18 protein-coding genes are annotated in these 24028 nt (G+C 38.1%); 6 read left to right on the top strand and 12 right to left on the bottom strand.

What is annotated here, in order from left to right:
- Positions 1 to 151 precede the first annotated feature (151 nt).
- On the top strand, positions 152 to 1531 hold the full coding sequence (locus tag NST12_RS09125) for a globin-coupled sensor protein (RefSeq protein WP_341100994.1): 1380 nt from the start codon (positions 152 to 154) through the stop codon (positions 1529 to 1531).
- 125 nt (positions 1532 to 1656) lie between these two features.
- Here NST12_RS09125 and NST12_RS09130 read toward each other — a convergent pair whose 3' ends face one another.
- The 5 genes from NST12_RS09130 to NST12_RS09150 all read right to left on the bottom strand — a co-directional run bounded on the left by NST12_RS09130 (position 1657) and on the right by NST12_RS09150 (position 8120).
- Entirely contained in the window at positions 1657 to 2643 is a 987-nt protein-coding gene (locus NST12_RS09130) for an NAD-dependent epimerase (protein WP_341100997.1), read from the bottom strand.
- A 100-nt stretch (positions 2644 to 2743) separates the two neighbouring features.
- Positions 2744 to 4057 carry a UDP-glucose dehydrogenase family protein gene (locus NST12_RS09135; RefSeq protein WP_341101000.1) on the bottom strand — a complete coding sequence of 438 codons (1314 nt, stop codon included), beginning with the start codon at positions 4055 to 4057 and terminating at the stop codon, positions 2744 to 2746.
- Between the two features lie 384 nt (positions 4058 to 4441).
- Positions 4442 to 5329, bottom strand: coding sequence for a UTP--glucose-1-phosphate uridylyltransferase GalU (galU, locus tag NST12_RS09140; RefSeq protein WP_327824171.1), 888 nt, complete (start codon positions 5327 to 5329; stop codon positions 4442 to 4444).
- Between the two features lie 210 nt (positions 5330 to 5539).
- Positions 5540 to 7024, bottom strand: coding sequence for a glycosyltransferase family 4 protein (locus NST12_RS09145; protein WP_341101005.1), 1485 nt, complete (start codon positions 7022 to 7024; stop codon positions 5540 to 5542).
- A gap of 1 nt (position 7025) precedes the next feature.
- Positions 7026 to 8120 carry a CotS family spore coat protein gene (locus NST12_RS09150; protein WP_341101009.1) on the bottom strand — a complete coding sequence of 365 codons (1095 nt, stop codon included), beginning with the start codon at positions 8118 to 8120 and terminating at the stop codon, positions 7026 to 7028.
- Between the two features lie 802 nt (positions 8121 to 8922).
- On the opposite strand from NST12_RS09150, the gene NST12_RS09155 reads away from it, so the two are divergent.
- Positions 8923 to 9459, top strand: coding sequence for a GNAT family N-acetyltransferase (locus NST12_RS09155; protein WP_341101011.1), 537 nt, complete (start codon positions 8923 to 8925; stop codon positions 9457 to 9459).
- 57 nt (positions 9460 to 9516) lie between these two features.
- On the opposite strand, the gene NST12_RS09160 is transcribed toward NST12_RS09155, so the two are convergent.
- The 4 genes from NST12_RS09160 to xylA form a co-directional block, all read right to left on the bottom strand.
- The gene (locus NST12_RS09160) at positions 9517 to 10542 is read right to left on the bottom strand and encodes a DUF3231 family protein (protein ID WP_341101014.1); all 1026 of its coding nucleotides are present in this window, start codon (positions 10540 to 10542) and stop codon (positions 9517 to 9519) included.
- A 727-nt stretch (positions 10543 to 11269) separates the two neighbouring features.
- Positions 11270 to 12652, bottom strand: coding sequence for a sugar porter family MFS transporter (locus tag NST12_RS09165; RefSeq protein WP_327805106.1), 1383 nt, complete (start codon positions 12650 to 12652; stop codon positions 11270 to 11272).
- Between the two features lie 80 nt (positions 12653 to 12732).
- The gene (gene xylB / locus NST12_RS09170; RefSeq protein ID WP_328203934.1) at positions 12733 to 14235 is read right to left on the bottom strand and encodes a xylulokinase; all 1503 of its coding nucleotides are present in this window, start codon (positions 14233 to 14235) and stop codon (positions 12733 to 12735) included.
- 148 nt (positions 14236 to 14383) lie between these two features.
- A complete protein-coding gene (xylA, locus tag NST12_RS09175; protein ID WP_048623462.1) occupies positions 14384 to 15718 on the bottom strand; it encodes a xylose isomerase in 1335 nt (444 codons plus the stop codon).
- Positions 15719 to 15963: 245 nt separating this feature from the next.
- Here xylA and NST12_RS09180 point away from each other — a divergent pair, with 245 nt between their 5' ends.
- Entirely contained in the window at positions 15964 to 17139 is a 1176-nt protein-coding gene (locus tag NST12_RS09180; RefSeq protein WP_048623463.1) for an ROK family protein, read from the top strand.
- Between the two features lie 18 nt (positions 17140 to 17157).
- On the top strand, positions 17158 to 18159 hold the full coding sequence (locus NST12_RS09185; protein ID WP_341101024.1) for an aldose 1-epimerase: 1002 nt from the start codon (positions 17158 to 17160) through the stop codon (positions 18157 to 18159).
- 350 nt (positions 18160 to 18509) lie between these two features.
- Here the strand turns inward: NST12_RS09185 and NST12_RS09190 are convergent, their stop codons facing one another.
- Positions 18510 to 19187 (bottom strand): DNA alkylation repair protein, encoded by a 678-nt coding sequence (locus tag NST12_RS09190; RefSeq protein ID WP_341030485.1) that lies wholly within the window; start codon positions 19185 to 19187, stop codon positions 18510 to 18512.
- Between the two features lie 490 nt (positions 19188 to 19677).
- Between NST12_RS09190 and NST12_RS09195 the strand changes: the two genes are divergently transcribed.
- Complete coding sequence (locus NST12_RS09195; protein ID WP_341101026.1) at positions 19678 to 20415, top strand: class I SAM-dependent methyltransferase; 738 nt, start codon at positions 19678 to 19680, stop codon at positions 20413 to 20415.
- 318 nt (positions 20416 to 20733) lie between these two features.
- On the opposite strand, the gene NST12_RS09200 is transcribed toward NST12_RS09195, so the two are convergent.
- A complete protein-coding gene (locus NST12_RS09200; protein WP_328203922.1) occupies positions 20734 to 21522 on the bottom strand; it encodes a TrmB family transcriptional regulator in 789 nt (262 codons plus the stop codon).
- Positions 21523 to 21950: 428 nt separating this feature from the next.
- Between NST12_RS09200 and NST12_RS09205 the strand changes: the two genes are divergently transcribed.
- Positions 21951 to 22724, top strand: a complete 774-nt coding sequence (locus NST12_RS09205) for a TSUP family transporter (protein WP_341101029.1) — start codon at positions 21951 to 21953, stop codon at positions 22722 to 22724.
- Between the two features lie 250 nt (positions 22725 to 22974).
- On the opposite strand, the gene NST12_RS09210 is transcribed toward NST12_RS09205, so the two are convergent.
- Complete coding sequence (locus NST12_RS09210; protein ID WP_341101032.1) at positions 22975 to 24003, bottom strand: ABC transporter substrate-binding protein; 1029 nt, start codon at positions 24001 to 24003, stop codon at positions 22975 to 22977.
- Positions 24004 to 24028 lie beyond the last annotated feature (25 nt).

Raw genomic sequence — 24028 nt, forward strand, 5'->3', positions numbered from 1 at the left:
AATCCTCCTTAATCATCCTCATTATATAATACTTTTTTACTATGCTTTCTTAAAATTTCTAAATTTTTGTGAATCATCTATCCATTTATTCTGTACACGCATCCGGCAATGTATAATTTGTTTGGAAAATGATAATTTTGGAGGAAACTATATGTCAAAATATCTCTTATGTCGGCTTATACAAAATGAAACAGGGACTTTTCAGCTATTTTGGAAAAAAGAGAAACATACCCCGAGCGTTTCATCCGTTTCTTCGTCCATTTCACCGTCATCCCCTGCCGTCGAAGAGCACTATCGACAACTTATTGAAGGAAATTATAAAAATCTAGTGTCTTTCGTCGGACTCACCGTTGAAGATTTGCAACGTTTAGTTAATATCCGTCCTCTTTTAGAGAAACACATATCCAAAATTGTCGATGCTTTTTACGACCGCATCGGCAGCATGCCTAACTTAGTACAAATTATCCAAAGCTATTCGACGATTGACCGTTTAAAGCAAACGTTTCGTGCCTATTTATTGGACATGGTGTCGGGGGAAGTTGGCGAACAATACGTATTGCGACGGAAAGTAATCGGGCAGGTTCATAATCGTATCAACCTATTCCCTGAATGGTATCTCGGGGCTTATGCCTTCATTCAAAACGAAGTGCTGCGAATGCTGATGCAAGAACTGCCGCCGCATAAAGCAACAGACGTATACCTCTCTTTCATGAAACTGTGTTGGTTCGATATACAAATAGCCATAATGACATATATTGAAGCGTACACCTCTTCCATGATGAAGTTTAGTGAAATCGAAAAAGTCCAATATCGCCTAACGGAGTCGTCTACAATGCTTGCCTCCAACGCTGAAGAAACCACTGCTTCTATCGCGGATCGGGAAAAATACGTCAAAGAAATGTTCGATGAAATAAACGCCATTCAAACGCAGTCAAGCGAAATGATCGCAAAAATAGAAAGCGGAAAATTAGACGTAGCCCAAACATTAACGAAACTTGATAACATTGCACAATTAATTGAAGGAACAAAAGCTCTCACCGCTGAACTAGCCGACAGCTCAAAAAAAATCGATGGAATTGTTACCACGATTAGAGACATCTCCAACCAGACGAATATTTTATCCCTAAACGCAAATATTGAAGCCGCACGCGCCGGCGAACATGGAAAAGGGTTTTCAGTCGTCGCCAATGAAGTGCGCAAGCTAGCCATGCAAACGGAACAGTCTCTCGATTATATTCAGAATCATATCGATATCGTTCAACAAACGATTCAAAAATTTGAAGCGGCTTTTCAGCGTATCGTCGAGGAAACGAGTGCATTCCGTCAAGCGAACGAAAGCATCATCCAAGTGTTTGAAGACGAAGCTGCAAGTGTAAAATCCAGCGGGGAAAAAATCGATCGATTAGCTTCATTTATCGAAGACTTTCAACAAACTTTCGGGGAGATTGCAAAAGCGTCCCATCAGATCGCTCAAATGGCGGAGGATCTGAGTTATTTAAATAACGAATTAACCGAAAAGTTTAAAAAATAGTAAACCGTTTTTTTCGCTGTTTGCTATTCAACCTTTCTGGATAATTGAAAATAAGATGGTCAAAGAAAAACTGCAGAATGATTCTTTTCTGCAGTTTTTAGCTCTTAAATTCTACTTTTATTAACCTACTCGCTAATTTTATAATAATCTTTAAACCACTCGACAAACTTTTCGATTCCTTCCTCAATAGATACTTGGGGTTTATAGTCGATATCCTTTACTAATTCATCAATATCCGCAAATGTTTCTGGGACATCGCCGGGCTGTATAGGCAAAAGCTTTTTGATTGCCTTCTTTCCTAAATGTTTTTCCAGTACTTGAATAAAATCATTTAGTTGTACGGGTTGGTTATTTCCTATGTTATAAATTTTATAAGGAGATTCCGGAGAAGGCCCTTTATTGATTAAACGTAAAATGGATTCCGTAATATCTTCAATATAGGTAAAGTCTCTTTTCATATTTCCGTAGTTATAAATTTCGATTGGCTGCTGTTTTACAATGGCATTTGCAAATTTAAATAAAGCCATATCGGGTCTCCCCCAAGGGCCGTAGACAGTAAAAAAGCGCAACCCTGTTGTAGGGAGATGATACAAATGGCTATACGTATAAGCCATTAACTCATTCGCTTTTTTAGTTGCTGCATATAAACTAATCGGGTTGTCGACACGATCGGTTACAGAGAACGGTATCTTCTTGTTATTTCCATAGACGGAACTCGATGATGCATATATGAGATAAGGGATTTTATGTTTTTTGCAGCATTCTAATATATTGGCAAAGCCAACAATATTCGATTGGATATACTTATGTGGATTTTTCAAGCTGTATCGTACACCAGGTTGTGCGGCTAAATTGACCACAGTATCAAAATCGTGCTGATAGAAAAGATTTTCCAGTAATTCCGTGTTCTCAATTGAGCCTTTGACGAATTGAAAACGAGGATGCTTCATGATCATTTTTAATCTGTCATATTTTAAGCTTGTATCGTAATAATCATTCATATTGTCTATCCCGATTACATAAAAACCTTCATCTAACAAACGTTTCGTCAAGTGGAACCCGATGAAGCCCGCACAGCCAGTAACCAGAATAGATTTCGAATTCTTCTGCACCTCTTGGACCTCCTTCCCCGATGCGGATATGATGAAAGGTATATAGCTAAGCGCTTTTCGCCATAAAGCCCAGATTTTTCATCTTTCAACGGAGCCATTTTCAAACATCAAAACTAGGCGTACCTACTCCTTCATAATGGTAGCCTAATTTCTTCAATGCAGATGAGTTCAGGCAATTTCTTCCGTCGAATACGTATGGTTGGGATAAAACGTTTTTTGCTTTTTTCCAGTCTATTTCTACGATTTCTTTCCACTCCGTTACAATTAATACCGCGTCTGCTCCTTTTAAAGCTTCAAATGGGGTTTGAGTATAATGAACGTTAGGATATATCTTTTTTACATGTTCTGTTCCTTGTGGATCAAATGCCGAAATGTAGGAATGATTTTCGATGAGGTATTGTATAATTTTTAGTGAGGATGCTTCTCTTATATCGTCCGTTTGAGGTTTAAACGTAAGGCCTAAAACCGCAATGCGCTTTCCTGACAGCGAGCCCAGCGCTTTTTCTACTTTTTCCATAAACCATAGTGCTTGGGTTTGGTTCACATCTGATACGGCCTGAAGTATTTGTAAAGGAGTTTTCTTTGCAGAAGCCAATGCTAGCAATGCTTTTATGTCTTTCGGAAAACAAGATCCGCCATACCCGATTCCTGCCTGGAGAAAATGAGGACCAATCCTGCTGTCTAACCCCATTCCTTTTGCCACTTGAATCACATTGGTCCCAATTTTATCGCAAAGTCGCGCCAACTCATTGATGAACGAAATTTTAGTCGCTAAAAACGCGTTTGAGGCATACTTGATCATTTCAGCATCTTTGATCGTTGTAAACACAACGGGTGAGTTGATCTCTTTATACAAATCTTTCATGACCTTTTTGGCTTTCTCCGTTTCACAGCCAATCACAATTCGCTCAGGATACAGAGCATCTTGCAATGCTTTTCCTTCTCGTAAAAATTCCGGGTTCGAAATGAGATCGAAAGAAATTTCTTTGTTTCTTTTTTTCAGTTCAGCTTTTATGATTTTATGAACTTTATCACTGGTCCCGATTGGAACGGTACTCTTAATGACGATGGATTTATATTCATTCATCAACTTTCCAATCTGTCGTGCCGCTTCCTCTACATAAGATAAATCCGCTTCTCCGTTCGGTAAGGAAGGTGTGCCGACGGTAATAAATAAAATTTCAACTTGATCGATAACTTCCTCTATATTTTGGAAAAACAAAAGATTTCCGCCGGCAATAAGTTTTTTTAACAGTTCCTCCATTCCCTCTTCATAAAAAGGGAGAATGGACTTTTTCAACTTTTTTAATTTTTCTTGGTCATTCTCTACGACATATACCTTGTGTCCATAATTGGCAAACGCTACACTGGTTGTAGTTCCGACATATCCTGCCCCAATAACGGCTATATTCAAAAGATTCACCTCGATTCTTTTATTTTTCTTCTAAACAAGGCACTCTGTGTTTATATAGCTAATGGGTATATATTCATGTACCCACGAAATCAAACTGGACAGAATGGAATGTAAGTGAATCGTTATGACAAAAGATAAGCGTACTCTTACACAAAGCAACGAACTCGATCATTTATTTTATACGGCTGACTCCCATTTTTAGCGAAAGATCTTGCACTCGACAGTTTTATGTCTAATGATAGAGATGATACTCATTCCAAATCAATGATCAAAGTGTCCACTCTGACTAAGTGAAAACTGTTCCACTCTACTCATTAGCTGCTTGTCAATCGAAGTGTTCAAACTTTTTAAGATCGCCCCATGTCCTTCATACCGACCTTTGTTCTAACTGTTTAAATTTTTGGGGGCAATCACTTCTTTCAGATACTTTAATATGTCTTCCTGCAAGTCTGGTCGCTGTAAAGCAAAATCAATCGTCGCGCGGATAAACCCGACCTTGCTCCCGATATCATAGCGCTTACCTTGAAATTGATAGGCTAATACTGTCTGCGATTGATTCATGATTTTAATGGCATCTGTTAATTGAATTTCACCATTGGAATCCGGCGGCAACTCTTTCAAAATATCAAAAATCTCCGGTCTTAAAATATACCGACCCATAATGGCAAATCGGGAAGGAGCTTCATCTTTTTTTGGTTTTTCTACTAGCGTTTCAATATTGAAGATATTTTCTTCGATCTCATTTCCTTTCGGTTTTATAATTCCGTATTTTGAAACATCCTCTTCGTCTACTGGCTGAACGCCTACGATGGAGGAATGATAACGATCATAAACTTCCATCAATTGTTTTAAACAAGGCTTCGAAGAGTCGACGATGTCATCGCCTAGCAATACAGCAAAAGGCTCATTTCCAACAAAACTTTTCGCACAGTAAATGGCATGGCCAAGTCCTTTTGGTTCCTTTTGGCGAATATAATGAATATTAGCCATGTTTGAAATCTTTTGTACTTCTTCCAGCAACATTTGTTTGTTTTTCTTAAAAAGAGTTTCTTCTAGCTCATATGATTTATCAAAGTGATCTTCAATCGAACGTTTGCTGCGTCCGCTTATGACAATAATATCCTCTATTCCAGAAGCTATTGCTTCTTCGACAATATATTGAATGGTTGGTTTATCCACAATCGGAAGCATTTCTTTTGGCAATGCCTTTGTTGCAGGAAGAAACCTTGTCCCCAGCCCTGCTGCTGGTATTATCGCTTTCCGAATCATCAACCTGACCTCTTCTCTAAAACAAATCTTTATTTTTGATAGTCCTAACTTATTGATTTATATATTTTAAATATCAAAACGTATTTAAAGATTTGCTCAGTGTCTCAATTATTTATAGCTGCTTATTGCCTTTTGGTAAGTCAACTATCCAGTTATAGAAACTAATAATGCTTCTTTCCAGCCATCATAAGTTTTGGGAAACCATATGCCATTTTAACTGTCTCTGCGTCTTCGGCTCGTACTGTCTCCTCGTCCGCGTCTTTTTTTGCGCCTGTGTGTACGCCTATTACTATAACTGTGGGAGCTTCTTTTATGGCGTCTGCGTGTATGCCTATTATCATGGCTGCGTTTATAGTGCTTGGAATACCATATGCTTTTTCTAACGGTTTCTCCATCCACATCCAATATGGTGTATTTAATCTTATCTTCAGGTTCCGATTTTTTATCCTTTTTATGTTTCGCTTCATATTCCGATTCTTTATTCTTTTTATGTTCCACTTTATTTGCACTCGTTTTTTCTGTATTTTCTTGTTCAGTGTCTGAAGTTGGGATCACCTGAATGGCTTGACTCCAAACTTCCAGTATCTCGGATGCTACCCGATCCCATTGATACTGGGAAACAGCCAGTTCTCTTCCCCTTTCTCCCATCTTTTTCATTAAAGATTTGTCAGATAAAATTTGGGAGATTTTTGCTACGAAATCTTTGGGATCTTCAGGGTTCTCTACAACAAGACCATTTTCTCCTGAATGAATGACTTCCGGGTTGCCGCCCCGTGCGGTTGTGACGATCGGAAGTCCTGCTGCCATTGCTTCATAATGCACCCGAGCTAGCGGTTCTTGCCATTGCGAAGTACATACAAATAAATCAGCTGCAGCAAACCAATTCTGTATTTCATCCGGTGCCACAAAGCCTGTTGTTATAACTGGCACTGGCAGCTTTTTGGCTAATGCTCGTACGTAAGCCACATAATCGGTTATGTTATTTTGGCTAAACCAATTGCTGCCTACAATAACGAGAGCTAAATCTTTGAATTTTCTTGAAAGTTCAGGCAAGGCTCTAACTAATTTATCGACCCCTTTATTGCGCGAAAGCCTTCCGGCGAATAAAAGCACCGTTTTGCCCTCTAAACCATTCGCTTTTCGAATTTCCTTGCGTTTTTTTTGCATCTTTGGATGACTTCCGGGTAAAAATCTCTCGATATCTACTCCGGAATAAATCGTGCGAATCTTTGACGATGCTTGTGGATAAAGTTGACGTATGACATTCCCAACATAATCACTGACCGTTACAATACCAGAAACTTCTTCCAAAGCTGCGGTTGCTTCTTCTGAATCGATTTTTTCCGCATTGAACATATCATTGTGCATGCTTAAGGTTATCTTAGAATGAGGAGCGGCCTTACGGACAGGAATGACAAGGCGTGGACGGTTAAAAATGTGAATAAGGTCGAATGAGTTTGATTCAATATATCGAATCACACCTTCTCGATATATTTCGAAGATTTTTCCCGGTACACGTACATAATGAATGCCGTCTACAGTTTCTTGATCAGGAAGAGAAGGATCATCAGTCCCTAAAACGGTAATATCATGATGCTTGCTTAAATGTGGAAGAACACCGGAAATATAAGTTTGAATCGCTCCTCCTCGTACGGGAGGCACAGGGAGCTTTTCCGTACAGATCATCAAAATTTTCATGTCATTTCACTCTCTTCCAATCATTTTGAATTTCCTCCAAGACCGGCCATTTAGTCTTATCCGTTTCGATAATGGTTTTCATTAATTGTACAGTTTGTTCATTTAGAAACAATTCAGGTTCATACACAACTTCTTTTATATTTTTATAGAATTCATTCGGAAGTGATAAATCAATCATAAGAATCTCATATAATTCAGGAGAGATGGGATTTGATTCATGATAAGCTTTAATCATCTCTCTTATCCACTTTGCATCCCATTTATATAAGTCCGCCATGGTTCCCGAAATCAGCTTTCTTAAATCACGAATCGGGAGATCATAGGCAACACCATCAAGGTCGATAATCCACATCCCGTTCTTGCCCATTTGGCCATTAGACCAGCCATAATCCTGATGAACTAAGCCCCAATGGGAATTGCCATGTTTGATTAATTCATAATACTTAGATTGATCCAGTCTTTCCAGACTTCTTCGAGCTTGCTTTTCAAATTCATCTACCACGTCTAATAAATACGAACTTGCGGGAAGCTCTTTATAAGCTTTAGCAATGTTTCGAAACCAATCCATTTTCATAATGACGTTTTCATAATTGCTTCGCCATTTGTGCAATCTTGAAGCTGTTTCTGCTTGGTGCGGGGGGACATAGCCTTTGCTTAATCGATGAAATTCACCTAGTGCGGAACAAAGCAATTTGGCTCCCTCTAAATCTTTTGTAACAGGTGTTAACGACTCAATCCACTCTGCGACGAACCATAGCTTCCCTCCCGCCTCGACATAATTGGCTCCATCTTTCGTCTTGACAATGGGCGGTACTCTGGCATGCCGAACATCAACTAAATATTCTTGAGCTCCCAGGCTAAATAAACTCCTGGTTGGTCTTCTGTGCAACAGCTTTAAGCTTTTCGGTCCCTTGCTCGTTTCAATCTTCCAAATACATCCCCCTTTATCAGGTTTCGTTGTCACGACCTGCATGCTTTTTACCGAAAAATCATAATGCTTTAAAACTTTATCTGCCAACTTGTTAATATAGTCAGGTACAAAAAACTCATGAGTGGTTTCATTCACTTCCCATGGTTCAATGAAAGTCTTCTCCACTATATCCCTCCTATAAAATCAAAATGAATCTTCATGGGATTGCTATATCGTCCATCTTGTGTAAAGTTTGTCAAGACATCTTCGATTTTGTCTTTCTGAAGTTGGGCGTTTTAAGTCATCCATGGGAATTCATCAGCCATTACGCTTTCTATAAATTATGATTTATAAAAAGATTTGTCTAATACACTTGACCCGTTTATTAAGAGATTGTTAAGGAATTGTATCCATTCAGCTCATTGTTGTGATCAACACTTTCCCCAAAAAACATTAACCGAATAAAGTAAAATGGCCGTCTTCAAATGACTAAACAGTATTTGAAAAATAAAGCCGTCAAGTTCTCTCCTTGACGGCTTTTAACCTGCCTATCACTTTGTAAGAAATTTCAAGAAAAGTGCTCCTCTTCGTGCAGGTATATGGTATCTTAAAAACAAACGTTAGCGAATGGAGTATTTAATAGGTTTAATAGCGAAAAGTTGTTTTTCTAACAGGGCTAAACAGAAGGAAGAACGATCGGAAAGGATTCTATCCAATCTTTCTGGTAGACCGAAAAAAGAAATACACACTTCACGGTGTTTTTTGGTGAACAGAAGCAAACCGATTGGAAAGTAGTTTGAAAAGGGTGATTGAGGGGTGGCTTTTTCTGCGTATTCACGGATGAAATACGGTGTTTACAACCAGAAACAGCGGTTGATCGAGATATGATAAGAGGAACGATCGGAAAGCTTCATAAAATGATTTCAATCTAGTTGTTCCATCTCTTCTAAAAATAATGTAATGAAATAATAAATGAAAGGTGATAGAAATGAAATGGATCATTCGCAAAATGGAAAAAGAAGACATACAACAAGTCCAACAAGTTGTCAAAAGAAGCTGGAATGATACCTATGAAGGCATCATCCCCCATAAAATTCAGGAAAGTTTCTTACGTTCCGCCTATCATGACGAAATGATGCTTAGACGTTTAGAGCAGTCTTTTATATTCGTTTCAGAAGCTAACGGCAAAGTTGTAGGTTTCGCAAACTTTTCCCCGGTAAAAGAAAATGGAACGACTGAACTGCTAGCAATTTATCTACTTCCGGAATATCAAGGCAAAGGAATTGGAACTGCATTGTTAAAAGAGGGAATCAAAAATTTAGCGGGAGCAAAAGCGGTTTTCGTTGACGTAGAAAAAGACAACCAAATCGGAACAAACTTCTATAAAACAAAAGGATTTGAAATAGTTTCTGAATTTGACGATGACTTTGATGGACATATTCTAAAAACAGTCAGAATGGTCTTAAAAATTCGAAGACCTCCTGAAACATCAATAAAGGTGTACATTGGCAGGTCATTCAAATAAAAAACCGCTCCTGTCTTACCCTCTGATAAAATCAAAAAAGAGGAGCTTTCCGCTCCCCTATGATTGGGCATTTTTCTTGGCCAGTTCTTTTCGGTCAGGCGCCATAGGAGGCTGTTCCATCCATCTATTTTTTATCATGATATTGGCCCCGTCTTCAGCATATTTCTGTATTTCCAATATGACTCTGTTATAAAGAATTCCAATGTCGATTCTAGGACTGAAAGCAACACTAAAACCATAGTACACGACACTCAAAGAAATCAAAGAAGTTGTATAAAACATCATGAGTTTTTCCGAAAAAGTGTGAGCTGTACTTTCTGTAATTTCTGAATCCCAAGTGATCGGTACGGAAAGATCGCTTTCTTCTAATTTTTCCCTAAATAATTGAATATGCTTTTTTGAAATTTCTACACCTCTTTGAAAAAATTGTGTGGCAACTTTAGACTTGGCCACTTGACTGAATCCATCAAGCGTCGCTTTTCCCAATGCATTTCTTTGAAAGTTTGCATATAGATTTGCTATTTCCAATGCAGTTAATGGCCTTTTTTCACCAAAGAAATCTAAAATAAAGCCTTGCTTTTTCACAAATTCAACATGATCCAATTCAGGCAGATAAGGAGCCTTTATGTATAGCCCTTTTGAAAGCAGTAAATCCTTTGCCGTTTTATATAAATTTTGCGACTCAGTGAGGCAATCGCTATAGAAGTTTGTAACGTCAGGCCTTACAGCTACAGACAAACTGATGGAATAAGAAATAAGTCCTATCTTAGCCATCTGATGTATAAATTGTAATATAAAGATATCTGAATACAATCTAGGAGCATTTAAATCAACATCCTCTTCTAGTTTAAAGCCATGAGGAATCACATTCTTTTCATTTATAAAAATAGTAGCAATCTTTTGAATATGATCTTTGGATAATTGCAACGCATGCTCGATAATTGGTTTTATATCCGCGTCCTCGACCTTTTCTAAAAAATAAGTTAGCATGCAAATACTTGCACTATCGTTCAAATATTGACTCCATAGATGCGATATTTCTCCGGAAGTTAGCCTGCCCTGTTTTCCCTGCTCCAAAATCATATCCTCCCTTCGTACTTATTCATCATTTTCTCCAATCGTTGCCTTTTATATGTAATGTAACTTAAAAAAATAGGATTTCCCCCATAGTTTATTTTTTCTTGCCATAGTTGATTTGTCGTTAAATGATCACCATGCATCCTATCTTAAATAGCCAGCTAGTCACTGTTTAAAAATTTTTTCTAAATGAATGTAATGCAAAAATGAATAATATCATCCAATCGACATATTCATTTTATGATCGGCAGTATTTTTCCTTTTCGCTAAATCACTGAACAGCAAGGCGTAGACGCCATCCAAAAGTTCAATTAAACCGACTAATACAATCACTTTTCAGATCCCTATAAATTTGGCTAAATATCCCGAAGCAATGTAAGATATCGGCAGCAAAAGGACGCTTAACAACGATATGACAGCATAAACAAAAAATCTTGCATGGATGAACGAGTATATTTTGTGTAAATAGATCCATAAAAAAGGAAGACCTTTTCTTGTAGAATGAAGCTGCCACACCCAAAAAGAGGCCTTCCCTGTGAATCGTTTACAACCGAAATTGTCAATGCACTAGTCAAAAAACAAGATCAAAATTCCAGCTTTTTTGTATCTTGATTTTTCGATGAATTGTCAGTCTTGCAAAAATGAACACGTCTTTCATCTAAAGTTCCTTCATCATAAATTCTTATTTAATAGTGTTTTGATTGAATTCTAGTGCGAACTCTATCAAAGTCTGTTATTTATTTACGGTTTGTGACCAATCTGCATGTTTTTCCTTATTAGTTTTTTGTCTAAGTTCCAGCTCAATTTGTTCAAGACTTTTTCCTTTCGTTTCTGAAACTTTTGTGCTCACAAATAGGAAAGCAAGAACACCCATAATACCATAGACAATAAACATGGTGCTGATGCCAAATTGTTCAATGAGTTTAGGAAACGTTAAAGAAACAATTAAGTTGGACAGCCAGTTAGCAACACTTCCTATTCCCATACCAATTCCTCGAATACTCAAAGGAAAAATTTCTGAAAGCATGACCCATACAACAGGTCCCCAACTAAGAGAGAAGAATGCGATATATACTGCTAAACAGATGACAGTGGTCCAACTTGCTGCAGCTGTCGACCCTGATAAAGCGTTTACAATACCGAGCACAAACAATGAAATCGACATACCGGCATTTCCAATTAAGAGCAAAGGTTTTCTCCCAACTTTATCAATGATCATCACAGCAATAGCCGTAATGATGACATTGACAATCCCGATACCGACAGTTCCTAGAATCGCGGCAGACGCTCCAAGCCCAACATTTGTAAATGTAGTGGGAGCATAGTATAGCACCGTATTACATCCTATAATTTGTTGGAAGACAGCCAGACCAATTCCGACGATTAATGCAGGTCTTACCCATCTTTCTTTCACTTCTTTCCAACCGCCTTGTTCCTGTTCAAGTTGGTTGGCCAATTTAATTTCATCTATTTCTTCTTCGACTCCTCTTCCTTTGCGCATGTGATTTAAAATGGAGCGGGCTTCATTTTCACGACCTTGTTTTAATAGCCATCTTGGACTTTCCGGTAAAAAGAACATTCCGATTAAGAGCAGCAACCCCGGGATGAAGGCGACTCCGAGCATCCATCTCCATCCTTCTATGGAACTGAAAAGATAGTTTACGATATAGGCGAGCAAAATACCTGTCATAATCATCAATTGGTTCAAACTAGACAAGGCTCCGCGAATGGAGGTAGGCGCCATTTCGGAAAGATACATAGGTACAAGGGTCGAAGCACTTCCGACAGCTAAACCAAGCACTATTCTGAAAAAGATCAATACCGATGTATTGGGCGCTAAAGCCGTACCTAACGCTCCTATACAAAAAATCGTTGCAGCCATGAGCACCACTTTACGACGTCCCAATCGATCGGACAAGCCGCCACTGATAGCCGCTCCTATCATACAGCCCAATAAAATGGAGCTGACGACGATCCCTTCAGTCCAAGAGGTGAGATTCAAATCTTTTTTGATAAACAAAATAGCTCCTGAAATAACCCCGGTATCATAACCAAATAATAGACCGCCCAATGCACCAAAGAAATAAATAAGTCCATTGCTCACTTTCAATTTCATCGATTGACCCTCCCATCATTGATCAGTTTGTTTTTTCATTCATTCGTGCATTCACATAGTCAAAGCAAAGGAAATGGACGCTATTTCATGGCTCTAAGATCAAATAATTGATGATTGATCGCAACGGTTTGTGGATACACATCTTTATAAACTTGATAAAACGCTTTATATCGTTTAACATTTTCAGGATTGGGTTCATATATTTCAGCTGTTGAAATAAACGCCTCTGCACATTCCTCAAGCGATGAAAACCAACCTAATCCGACTGCGGCAATCATGGCAGCCCCCATGCCTGGTCCTTGCTCGTTTTGCAATTTCACCACTTTTGCATTAAATACATCGGCTTGGATTTGCAGCCACAAATCGCTTTTAGCGCCGCCGCCAATCGAGACAACCGTATCGATCGTCTTGCCATAATTACGGAATACTTCAACGCTTTCGTTGATAGAGAAAACGATCCCTTCTATAACAGCTCGGACAAAATCCCGTTTTTGATGAGAACCATCAATTCCTGTAAATGTTCCTCTTATTTTGGCATCTGCATACGGGGTCCGTTCCCCCACTAAATAAGGAGTGAATATCAAACCATTCGCACCGATTGGTGATAAAGACGCTTCTTCCAATAAATGAGAAAAAGATTCATTTGCGGCAAAGGTCTCCTTAAACCAATTTAGACTGTAGCCTGCAGCAAGCGTTACGCCCATCGTATAGTAGGCATCTTTTTTCCCATGATTAAAAAAATGTACTTTTCCTCCAAAATTTCGATTTTTGTCGTTCTCATAGGATAGAAAAACACCGGATGTTCCGATACTGCACAGTGCTTTTCCCTCTGACAAAATACCAGCGCCGATGGCTCCACAAGCGTTGTCAGCTCCACCGGCAAAAACTTTGGTAGAGGGGGATAAGCCTGTTTTTTCAGCCACTTCAGACAGCAGGTTCCCTACATAATCTTCTGTTTCAACTAAAGGCGGACAAATGCTGATTGGAATTTCTAACGTGCGGAGTATATCCGTACTCCAAGACTTATTGAGAATATCCAAAATAAGAGTGCCGGCAGCATCCGAATAATCCATGTTTAATTGTCCGGTCATACGAAAACGCAGATAATCTTTTGGCAGTAAAAAGACGCTCGCTTTGCTTAAATTTTCAGGTTCTTGTTCTTTTACCCAAAGCAATTTTGGCAAAGTGAATCCTTCTAATGCAGGGTTTTTGGTGATTTCAAGCAATTTGCCGCCTAATTGCTGATCAATCTTCTTACATTGCGACGTCGTTCTTGTATCGTTCCATAAAATCGCATTTCGAATCACATTGCCATGTTCATCAAGCAGCACGAGACCGTGCATTTGTCCAGAATAACTGATTCCTTCAATATCATCCGGATGCACGTTCGATTCCTCAACCAGTTGTTTCAACGCCAATATCGTTTTTTGAACCCATTCTTCAGGATCTTGTTCACTATAACCAGGTTGTCGTTGAATAAGCGGATAATCTTTTGACACCGAATGCTTCACTTTCCCATTTTGGTCGACCAGCAGCACTTTTACAGAACTTGTTCCAAGATCAATACCAATGACATATTTCATCTTTAATCTCCTCGCTGTTCATTAGAAAGGTGAAACGAACGGCTGTCTCTTAAAAGCGTCCACAAGAGGGTATGACCTTGTTCGAAAAAGGGACAGCCGCTCTTCATACCTGTTTTGTTTATTCATATTGATGAAGCATCAAAAGTCATTAAGCGAAATTTTCGGCATATGCTTCTTGAACAATGTACTGATTCAAGGTAGTTTTTAATTTTTCTATTCTACCAGACTCATTGACAATTTCTTTTTTATCAATAATATAGTTTTCTAGTGATTTAAAATCAGCTTTACCGGAAACAATTTCGGCGCCGATGCCTTCTTTATAACTGCTGTAGCGTTCTTCGATGAAATCATCAAAAACACGATCTTCAATGAGTCGATTCGCTACTTTTAAACCTAGAGCATAGCTGTCCATTCCGGCGATATGAGAGTAGAATAAATCATCAGGCATAAAGGAAGATCTACGCGGCTTGGCATCGAAGTTTAATCCGCCTTTTCCGAGACCGCCATTTTTAAGAACTTCATACATCGTAAGAGTCGTTGCATACAAGTCCGTTGGAAATTCGTCTGTATCCCATCCAAGAAGCGGGTCCCCTTGGTTGGCATCCAATGAACCAAGAAGTCCGTGGATTCTGGCTACGCGAATTTCATGTTCAAATGTATGTCCCGCTAATGTGGCGTGGTTCGCTTCCAGATTCAATTTAAAGTCTTTGTCTAAATCATACGTTTTCAAGAACGCGATCGTAGTGGCCGCATCAAAATCATATTGGTGTTTCGTAGGTTCTTTTGGTTTAGGTTCAATTAAAAATTGACCTTCAAAACCAATTTCTTTCGCATAATCAATCGCCATATGGAAGAATCTGGCCATATTCTCTTGTTCAAATTTCATGTCGGTATTCAGCAATGATTCATAGCCTTCTCGACCGCCCCAGAACACATAGTTTTCCGCTCCTAATTCTTTGGCGATTTCAAGCGCTTTTTTCACTTGTGCAGCGGCATAAGCAAAAACATCGGCGTTACAAGAAGAGGCAGCCCCATGTACAAATCTAGGATTTGTAAACATATTCGCAGTGTTCCATAGAAGTTTTACATTACTAGTTTTCATGTAATCTTTTATCATGGAAACGATCACATCAAGATTTTTATTCGTTTCTCTTAACGTATCCCCTTCAGGAGCGATGTCGCGATCATGGAAGCAGAAATATGGGTTGCCTAATTTTTCAAAAAATTCAAAAGCTGCTTCTACTCTTGCTTTTGCTAAATCCATGCCTTTTAAATGATTCCAAGGACGAATCATCGTTCCCGAACCAAATGGATCAGATCCATCTTGGGTAAAAGTGTGCCAATAAGCAACCGAGAAACGTAAATGATCTTTCATCGTTTTCCCCGCAATGACTTCGTCGGGATTGTAATAACGAAATGAGAGATCACTTTTTAATGAATTTCCGGAATAACTGATTTTGCCGACATTAGGAAAGTAAGTCATTTAAATTACCTCCTCGATTGAATGTTTTAGTTAATGAAAGCGAATTCATATTACATCAAAAAAATATATTGATGCGTACTTTGTTTAACCAATAAACTAAGTACACCTTCATACTAGCACCATCATTTTTAAAATTCAATATTTTTTTTGAATAAAAAATACGATACAATAAAAATGTCTAGAAAAAGATAAAAATGAAAATTTAGTTCGTTTATTGACTATACAAACTAAGAAAGAGGATGTTCATGAAAACAGCGGATCAAACTTTTGTAAAGGTCCACAATCAAAAAATTATATTAAAAAACATCATCAACCATTATCCAGTTTCAAGAGCGAAATTATCCAAAATAACCAATCTGAACAAAGCGACCATTTCTTCTCAAACCGCATTGTTAATTGAAAAAAATCTTGTATCTGAGATAGGTACAGGCTCATCAAGCGGAGGGAGAAAACCTGTATTGCTTGTTTTTAATAAAGAGGCAGGTTATGCCATCGGAGTCGATTTAGGAGTCACTTATATTTTAACTTTATTAACGGATTTGGAAGGAAACGTCATTTATTGCGATTACTATGAGATCTCTGACAATTCGATCGAAGCAGTCAAACCCATTCTATTAGAAAGAATCCAATTGGTGGCCAGCAAAGCCCCAAAATCGCCGTATGGCATAATCGGGATTGGGGTTGGCGTTCATGGATTCGTGAATAAAGATCAATTGGTGTTATTTACTCCGAACTCTAAGTGGAAAGATGTTGATTTGAAAACTGTATTGGAAAACCATTTTCATTGTCCAGTCCTGATTGATAACGAAGCAAACGCCGGGGCTTACGGCGAGAAATTGTTTGGTTCCATCAAGCATTGCACAAACAGCATCTATGTGAGTATCGGAACCGGAATTGGCCTCGGCATCATTGTCAACAATGAACTTTATCGGGGAACGGACGGATTTTCCGGTGAAATGGGGCATATGACGATTGATTTCAATGGAAAAAAATGCGGCTGCGGAAACTATGGATGTTGGGAACTGTATGCATCAGAAAAAGCGTTTTACGACAATCTTTCCCAATTAAAGAATATGGAAAAAGTAACTTTAGAACAGGCGAGCAAAATGATTCAAGAAAATGACGGGGAAGCGTTAAAAGCGCTGGAAACATTCGGACATTATCTAGGAATCGGTTTAACCAATATTATCAATGCCTTTAATCCGGAAGCGGTTGTTTTAAGAAGCAATTTAATCGAAGCGAATCCTATTGTGTTAAATTCTATACAAAGTACGATTTCCTCCAGAATTTCTAGATATGTTCATCAAAGTCATCAGATTTATATTTCCCAGTTAAATCGAAATGCTACCGCTTTGGGAGCAGCCTCTTTTATGATTCATCAATTTCTTATGGATTCAGAGACTTTTCATACCAATGAATGAATAGGGGAGAATCGGGATATGAACAGTGTATCTAAAAACGATGTCAAACAAACCAGTTTTAATGGAATGTACGCTTATGAATTAAATTGTTATCCATATCAAGCGGTTATTCTTCCGAAGTTTGGAGCAAACCTGATTGCGTTTCGAAATGTAGAAAAGGATTATGACTTTATTCGCGAACCGTCCATTCATGAAATGGAAGATTTTCAACAAAAGCCTTTTTTATATGGCATTCCAGTATTGTTTCCACCTAATCGTTTAGAAGACGGTACTTTTACCTTTTCGGGTAAAGTGTATCATTTTCCTATTAATGAAAAGTCAAAGAATAATCATTTACACGGTTTTTTTCACAGTGCTGTCTGGGAAGTATTTAAATATGGATCTACAGATCGAGAATGTTTTATAGAATTAGTACAAAGTATAGACGAGCAATCCGAAGTTTTTCGTTATTTCCCGCATCGCTTTAAAGTGCATCTGCGATATACTCTGTCGAAAGAAGGACTAAATCAACAAGTAAAAATCATTAATAAAGGTTCAGAATCCATGCCTTTAATGATTGGTTTCCACACATCCATTAAGGCGCCTTTTTCAAAAAACAGCACGGCAGAAGATTATACGTTGCAATTGACCATACAAGATCGAGTAGAATTGAATGAACGGTCATTACCAACCGGAAATCTATTGCCTTTGAATGAAGAAGAGAAAAAAATCGCAACAGAAGGTTTTTCTCCGTACTATCAACCACTCGATCATCATTATGTGGCCCAAGATGGAAAAAATCGAATGGTGTTAACGGATCAACGCGAAAAAATCTCTCTTATATATGAGACAAGTTCAGAATTTCGCTTTTGGATGCTGTTTAATCAAGATGCAAAAAGTGGATTTTTTTGCCCGGAACCACAAACGAATATGGTAAATGCGCCTAATATCCCACTCCCCTTTGAACAAACCGGAATGATTGAATTATCAGGAGGTTCGGAGTGGTCCGCTCAATCTCGCCTTTATACGGAACCGTTTTAATATCTCATATCACGCTCGTATAGACAAAATGTATCTATACATGCCATCTACTGGGTAAAATTCAGATTGTTGGTCTGTTCGAAGTTGTTTACAATAATTCATCCCATTGGATTTCGAATGGTTAGTTTAAGTACTTCCAATGTATGGAACCATTCAGCAACAAAACAAGGTATAGGACAATGAAGTTCTATACCTTGAATCCATCACTATAGAATTTGCAACTTTTCTGTCAAGGTTCTTCTTTTTTTGCTTTTTTCGTTTCATACTGGTCTGTTTGGATCGATTCCTTTTTTCTATCGCTAGATACAAACGCAACTCCTTTTATAAAAGTTCAGCATATGTTCATCGCCTTATTCTTTTTTAAAATGTTTCAATGCTTCCCTTCTGCTCAACGGTTTGAGTTCATGACGACGAGCCACAAAATTTTTTACGCTATCAGATCGGGTTTTGGCATACTCACGCAGCACCCATCCTATCGCCTTTTGAACAAAAAATTCGTTGCTGCCCGCTCTTCTTAAGATATAACGAAAGAGACGCTCATCATCCATTTTCCCTCGGTAAAAAAGTTGATATAATATCGCAGACCTCTGGAGCCAAATATTTTCACTTTCAATCCAACGGTCAGGATATCGTGAAATCAGTTCAGGATATGTTTGAAATAAATATCCCATGATATGTGGGGAAAGTACATCGATTGTATCCCACCATGACTTAGTGACGAGTAATTTTTCCAACCACGTCATATCCGATGGGCGTAAGCTTTTCTTTTTCATTTCTATCAAGTCAAGAGCGGCTCTTTGGTATTCGCGCTCGGGCATGTCCCAAAGTATCTGAATCACTTTCTCAAGATTCTCATTTGACGGTACACCATGTTCTTTCACAAATTGTTTCGTCACTTTCCTTCGAATAGGAGTTCGAATGCCCAAAAACGGAAATTGGTTTTTCATGTATTTTTTTGACCACTCAGCGAATTCAGCGTTTGCATGGCTGGTATATAATGAAACAAGATTTTGTATATAGGAATTCAATTGTTCATTCATCCTTCTTTTCCCCCACATGACTATTTATCTTTCAACAATACAATACTTATCAGTAAGCAGCAATTCAATATTTTCGATTCCTACCAAAAACCGCAAATTGATTTTTGAACCTTTTTCTGATCGCCAGAAGGAACTTTTTTCCGCTAGTCGAATATTTGATCATACGAACAGCTAAGTCGTGCCATGATGGTTTTGAAATCACTCAAGTATTTTGACAGAGGATGGAACATTAACCGGGGAAGCGATTACCTTTTACTAAACCTTAGATAGGTTACAACAGATCTAAACGAGGGAAAGTTTTATTTCGATGCCCCCTTTTTCGTTTGACTGTGTGATTGTCTGCGGGATCATCTTTATAAAAAAACAGATACCGCGTTTGATGAATTTTGTATTTCAATCTTACACAGTCTCTTCTGGATTAGCATAAAATACCGAGGAATTCACCTATCCAATAAGTTTCATAAGGAGAGCAATCAGAATGAATTCTTTAAAGAGGAAAGGAAATTATGGCATTGATGCACCCTTTATCCCACTTTCTTATGCTTTGATTGGTCTTGTTTTGTTGATTTCCAGTATTGTATTGATTTACCGATCCCATATTTGGGCTTTCTGGCTTTTGGTTTATAGTCTCTTTTTGCTGACCTGCGCTTTCTTCTTTTTGCACACATCGATGAAAGGAAAATTCGAAATATGGGAAAATATTTTCTCCAATCTCAATATTCCGGAAAACTCCAAAATACTCGATATGGGATGTGGACATGGAACGGTATTAATTATGGCGGCCAAACAGCTTGGGAAAGAAGGACAAGCGGTAGGTATTGACCTATGGCGCAAAGTGGATCAATCAGGCAATGACAGAAAGGCGACAGAAAAAAATGCCGAAATTGAAAACGTTGCTGACAAAATTGTCCTTCATACAGCCGACATGATGGCCCTTCCCTTTCAAGACAACATATACGATTATGTGTTTAGCAGCCTGGCGATTCATAATATTAAGAATAAGCAAGGCAGAGAGAAAGCCGTACGGGAGGCTTTTCGAGTTTTGAAACCAGGAGGAACATTGGTAATAGTGGATATTGTTAGAACGAAGGAATATCTAAATGTATTAAAGGACCTTTCTGCCGCCAATGTCAGTCATACGCTTGCCGGTTGGAAAGGCTGGTGGACAGGTCCTTGGATGCCAACGAATATTATAGTGGCTAAAAAATCAAAATGATTTTAAAAACGATTGAAAGTGGGCAGCGACCAAAACCAATGTCGGGCAATGACTAACAACTCCATCCTTCATTATGCTTTGAAATAAAGATCATTCTAGCGCATATCCGGTCAACCAAAAATATCTGGTTGACCTCATCATATGAATCAGTGCGATTGTCAAATTTTCGACGGTTATTGCACAGCGTTTTGATGCTCTTTAAATCCTAAAATGAAACCACTATTTCACATCGTTCGATTATTCGAACGGTGTTTTTGTATATTCGTTTTCTGATTTCATTCGAGAACAACTAGCTGTTCTTATTTTAGAAATAAAAAATTATCTTGGCATCTTAAAAAAATTCTCTCTTTCTGCAGATATCCAAGGTTGTAAATTTTCTTTGCTCTCCTGAACCAATCGATTGACCAGTACATCATGCCAGATGTAATTCTCCAATAACGATACATGCACATCATCATCCGTATAGAAGGCATTGCCGTTTTGTTCTACCGGATGGCCATAAATCATTTCTTTTCCGTCGACAGAAATGATAAACCATTTCTTATTTCCAATCTGTTCTACATAATCTGTCTTCCGATGTACCACCAAGTCTTTTAAAGGATTTTCAACTTGAAAGACAATGCCCTTAAGACTGCAAGTTTGCTGTTTCTCCCGCAAGTCGTCTACTAGTTGTTCATACATAAAATCCCAAATGGACAATATAATTCGGTGCTTGGCCCGCCGAATCAGAATACGACAAAATGACAGGATGTTTTCTTCTCCTTTTATCGTTATCACACGTTTATCAGCTTTGATCTCTTGTTTCTCAAACCGTTTTAATTCATTTTTTATCGATGAAAAGGTGACATCCCACTGCTTTTTAATCGATTCTAAAAACACATCAACCGGTAATGGGGAAAATTGTGCAGCTCCGTTTACATCCTCTTTCACCACTATCCCTTTTTTCTCTAATCCTTCTAATACTTCATAAATGCGCGATCGAGGTATACCTGAATGTTTGCTAATCTGGTAAGCGCTGGACGTCCCTAAATGAACCAAAGATACATAGGCTTTCGCCTGGTATTGATTAAAACCAAGCAGCTGGAGTTCTTGTGAAATTTTATCCATATTGAAACCATCCTCTTCAAACCATTCAAAATTTACTTTTATAGTATCGTTAACGGACGATTTAGTAAATGATTCCCCTGTATGACGGCCAATCCTTTATAAAAGTTCTTTTCTAATTATTAGTGTAATTATTTCCTGATATTTGTCTGTATTTTTTATTCACAAAAGTACATTCATTTGTTATGATCATTTTAGTTACCACTATAGTAATTACTAATGTTCATGGATATTATACGGATCCGGTTAAGGGATTTGGAACAGTCTCCATAATGATATGTGGCTAACCTCAATTGGAGAAGTATCTGTTTTTTTCGTTACGAACGATTTTCTTAGATAAAGAACGCCGATAACATCTATTGAAAATAAATCAGCTATTGATCTTTCAATAGATAGATCAATAGCTTTTCATTATTCTAGGAGGAATGCATATGGACGATATCAACTTTTACATATTGGGCTTCTTAGTACTCGCCGGTTTTATAGCTTCTTTCGTAGATTCAGTAGTTGGAGGAGGGGGATTAATTTCAATCCCGGCTTTAATGTTTACAGGATTGCCCCCTTCCGCAGCCATTGCGACCAATAAATTAGCCAGTACAATGGGGGCTTTAACGAGCACAATCTCGTTTGTTAAATCAGGAAAAGTAAATTTTTCGCTTGTATCTAAGCTTTTCCCTTTAACTCTTATAGGTTCTTTTTTAGGTGCATTTGTTGTAAAACATATATCATCAGAAATATTAAAACCGTTGGTTCTAGTGTTGCTTATTGCCGTTGCCATCTACACGATCTTAAAAAAAGATTGGGGCAAAGACTCTCGATATCAAGGGATGAATTTGAAAAAAAGCATCCTTTTTGCATTAGTCGTTTTCTTGATTGGCTTTTATAATGGATTTGTAGGTGCCGGTACAGGTTCTTTTTTGTTATTTTCTTTTCTAATCATCGGATTTGATTTTATCCAATCGGCCGGAAACGCCAAAGTCCTTAACTTTGGCAGCAACATCGCTGCGCTCACCATGTTTCTGTACTTGGATGCTGTCCATTTTGCATATGGCATTCCCATGGGGATTGCTATGATCCTCGGAGCTTTAGTAGGCTCAAACTTTGCCATTAAAAAAGGGGCATCGTATGTAAGAATTTTATTTATCATTGTTACTGTTTTTCTTATTGGAAAAAATATTCTAGATTATTTGCACCTTTTTAGTTAGTATGTGAAGTCCCTTTTTGCCGTACAATATGCGTCATTCGTCCGTTCGAAATGATCTTTCCTTCTCATCAAGAATGTAGGGAGTCCTAAGTTACTTTTGAGACTCCCTACAGTATTTTTAAGATAATGATAGTGAAGGTTTATCGCTAAACAAGACTTGGAGAAGTACTTCATTTTTTGATTTTTAAACTCCATGTGCCGCATGAGATAAGAATGCTGAAAATGACTAAAGCTACAAATATTATAAAAGTTTATTTGACTATCCAATCCTTCAAATTAAAATCTTTTTTTGCGAATTTTTCTTCCACCAAAAATTTTTTTGTATTTGCTAGAAGTTTTTCACCTTCCTTGGAGACGCTCTCTGATTTTAAATTATTGAGAGGCAATGAATCTTTCATGACTTTTACTGGATAACCCACTTGTTCGGATTGAAATTGATAAAAATCCTCTGGATTTTTTAATACATCCTCTAAAGCACGCTTACGAACATTGTTCCATATTTTAGGGAGTTCAGGATGCTTAGATAGATAATTTTCAGTAATGACAGCAACGCTGCTGCCAAGAAGCTCTGGGTGATCTTTCGCTTCATCGATAACCGGAAAACCTTTTGACTTCATCAAAGGACCAGAGTTTGTCGGGAAAGCATAGGCAGCAATGTCCTTTCGTTCTAAAGCCGCTTCTGCGTCGCTGGCGGCCATATTTACAATTTTAACTTCCTTGTCCAACCTCTTTGCTTTAAGCAGCCCCGTTAGGTAACGATACATATACGAGCCTAGCTGTGTAGCTACTGTCTTTCCTTTCAATTCTTCGACAGATTTAACTCCATTTTTGGGAGTAATCAGCCATACATTGCTGTTTATTGAGGTCTGACCAATCAATTTTGTTTTCAGTCCGTTCGATTTACCAACAATAGCGGGTGTGTCGCCTAATATACCGATATTCAAATCTCCTGCAGCCATTGCTTCATTTAGAGGCGGACCATTAGGAAAAGCATGAAATTCCAACTTCTCAATTCCTTTCTTTTTTAACTCTTGTTGCAGTAATTTCTTATGTATCGCCCACCCCTCTACCCCAGTAGGGATATTATCTTTGCTTGAGCCCACGAATCCTATACGCAAAACCGATGGATCCAAACTGCTTTTTATCGAATATTTACTCGCAATAGTCGATTGCGCATCATTCGAACATCCTACTATTCCTACAACTAAAAATGACAGAATGAATATTTGCGTTAGACCCTTTAAGAATCTTTTCTTTTTGTTATGGTCTGTTAATGTCATAAATTGTTCCTCCTAAAATTCTCGA

The organism is Bacillus sp. FSL W8-1127 (genome assembly GCF_038006725.1).
GTDB classification, from domain to species: Bacteria; Bacillota; Bacilli; order Bacillales; family DSM-4216; genus Bacillus_O; species Bacillus_O smithii.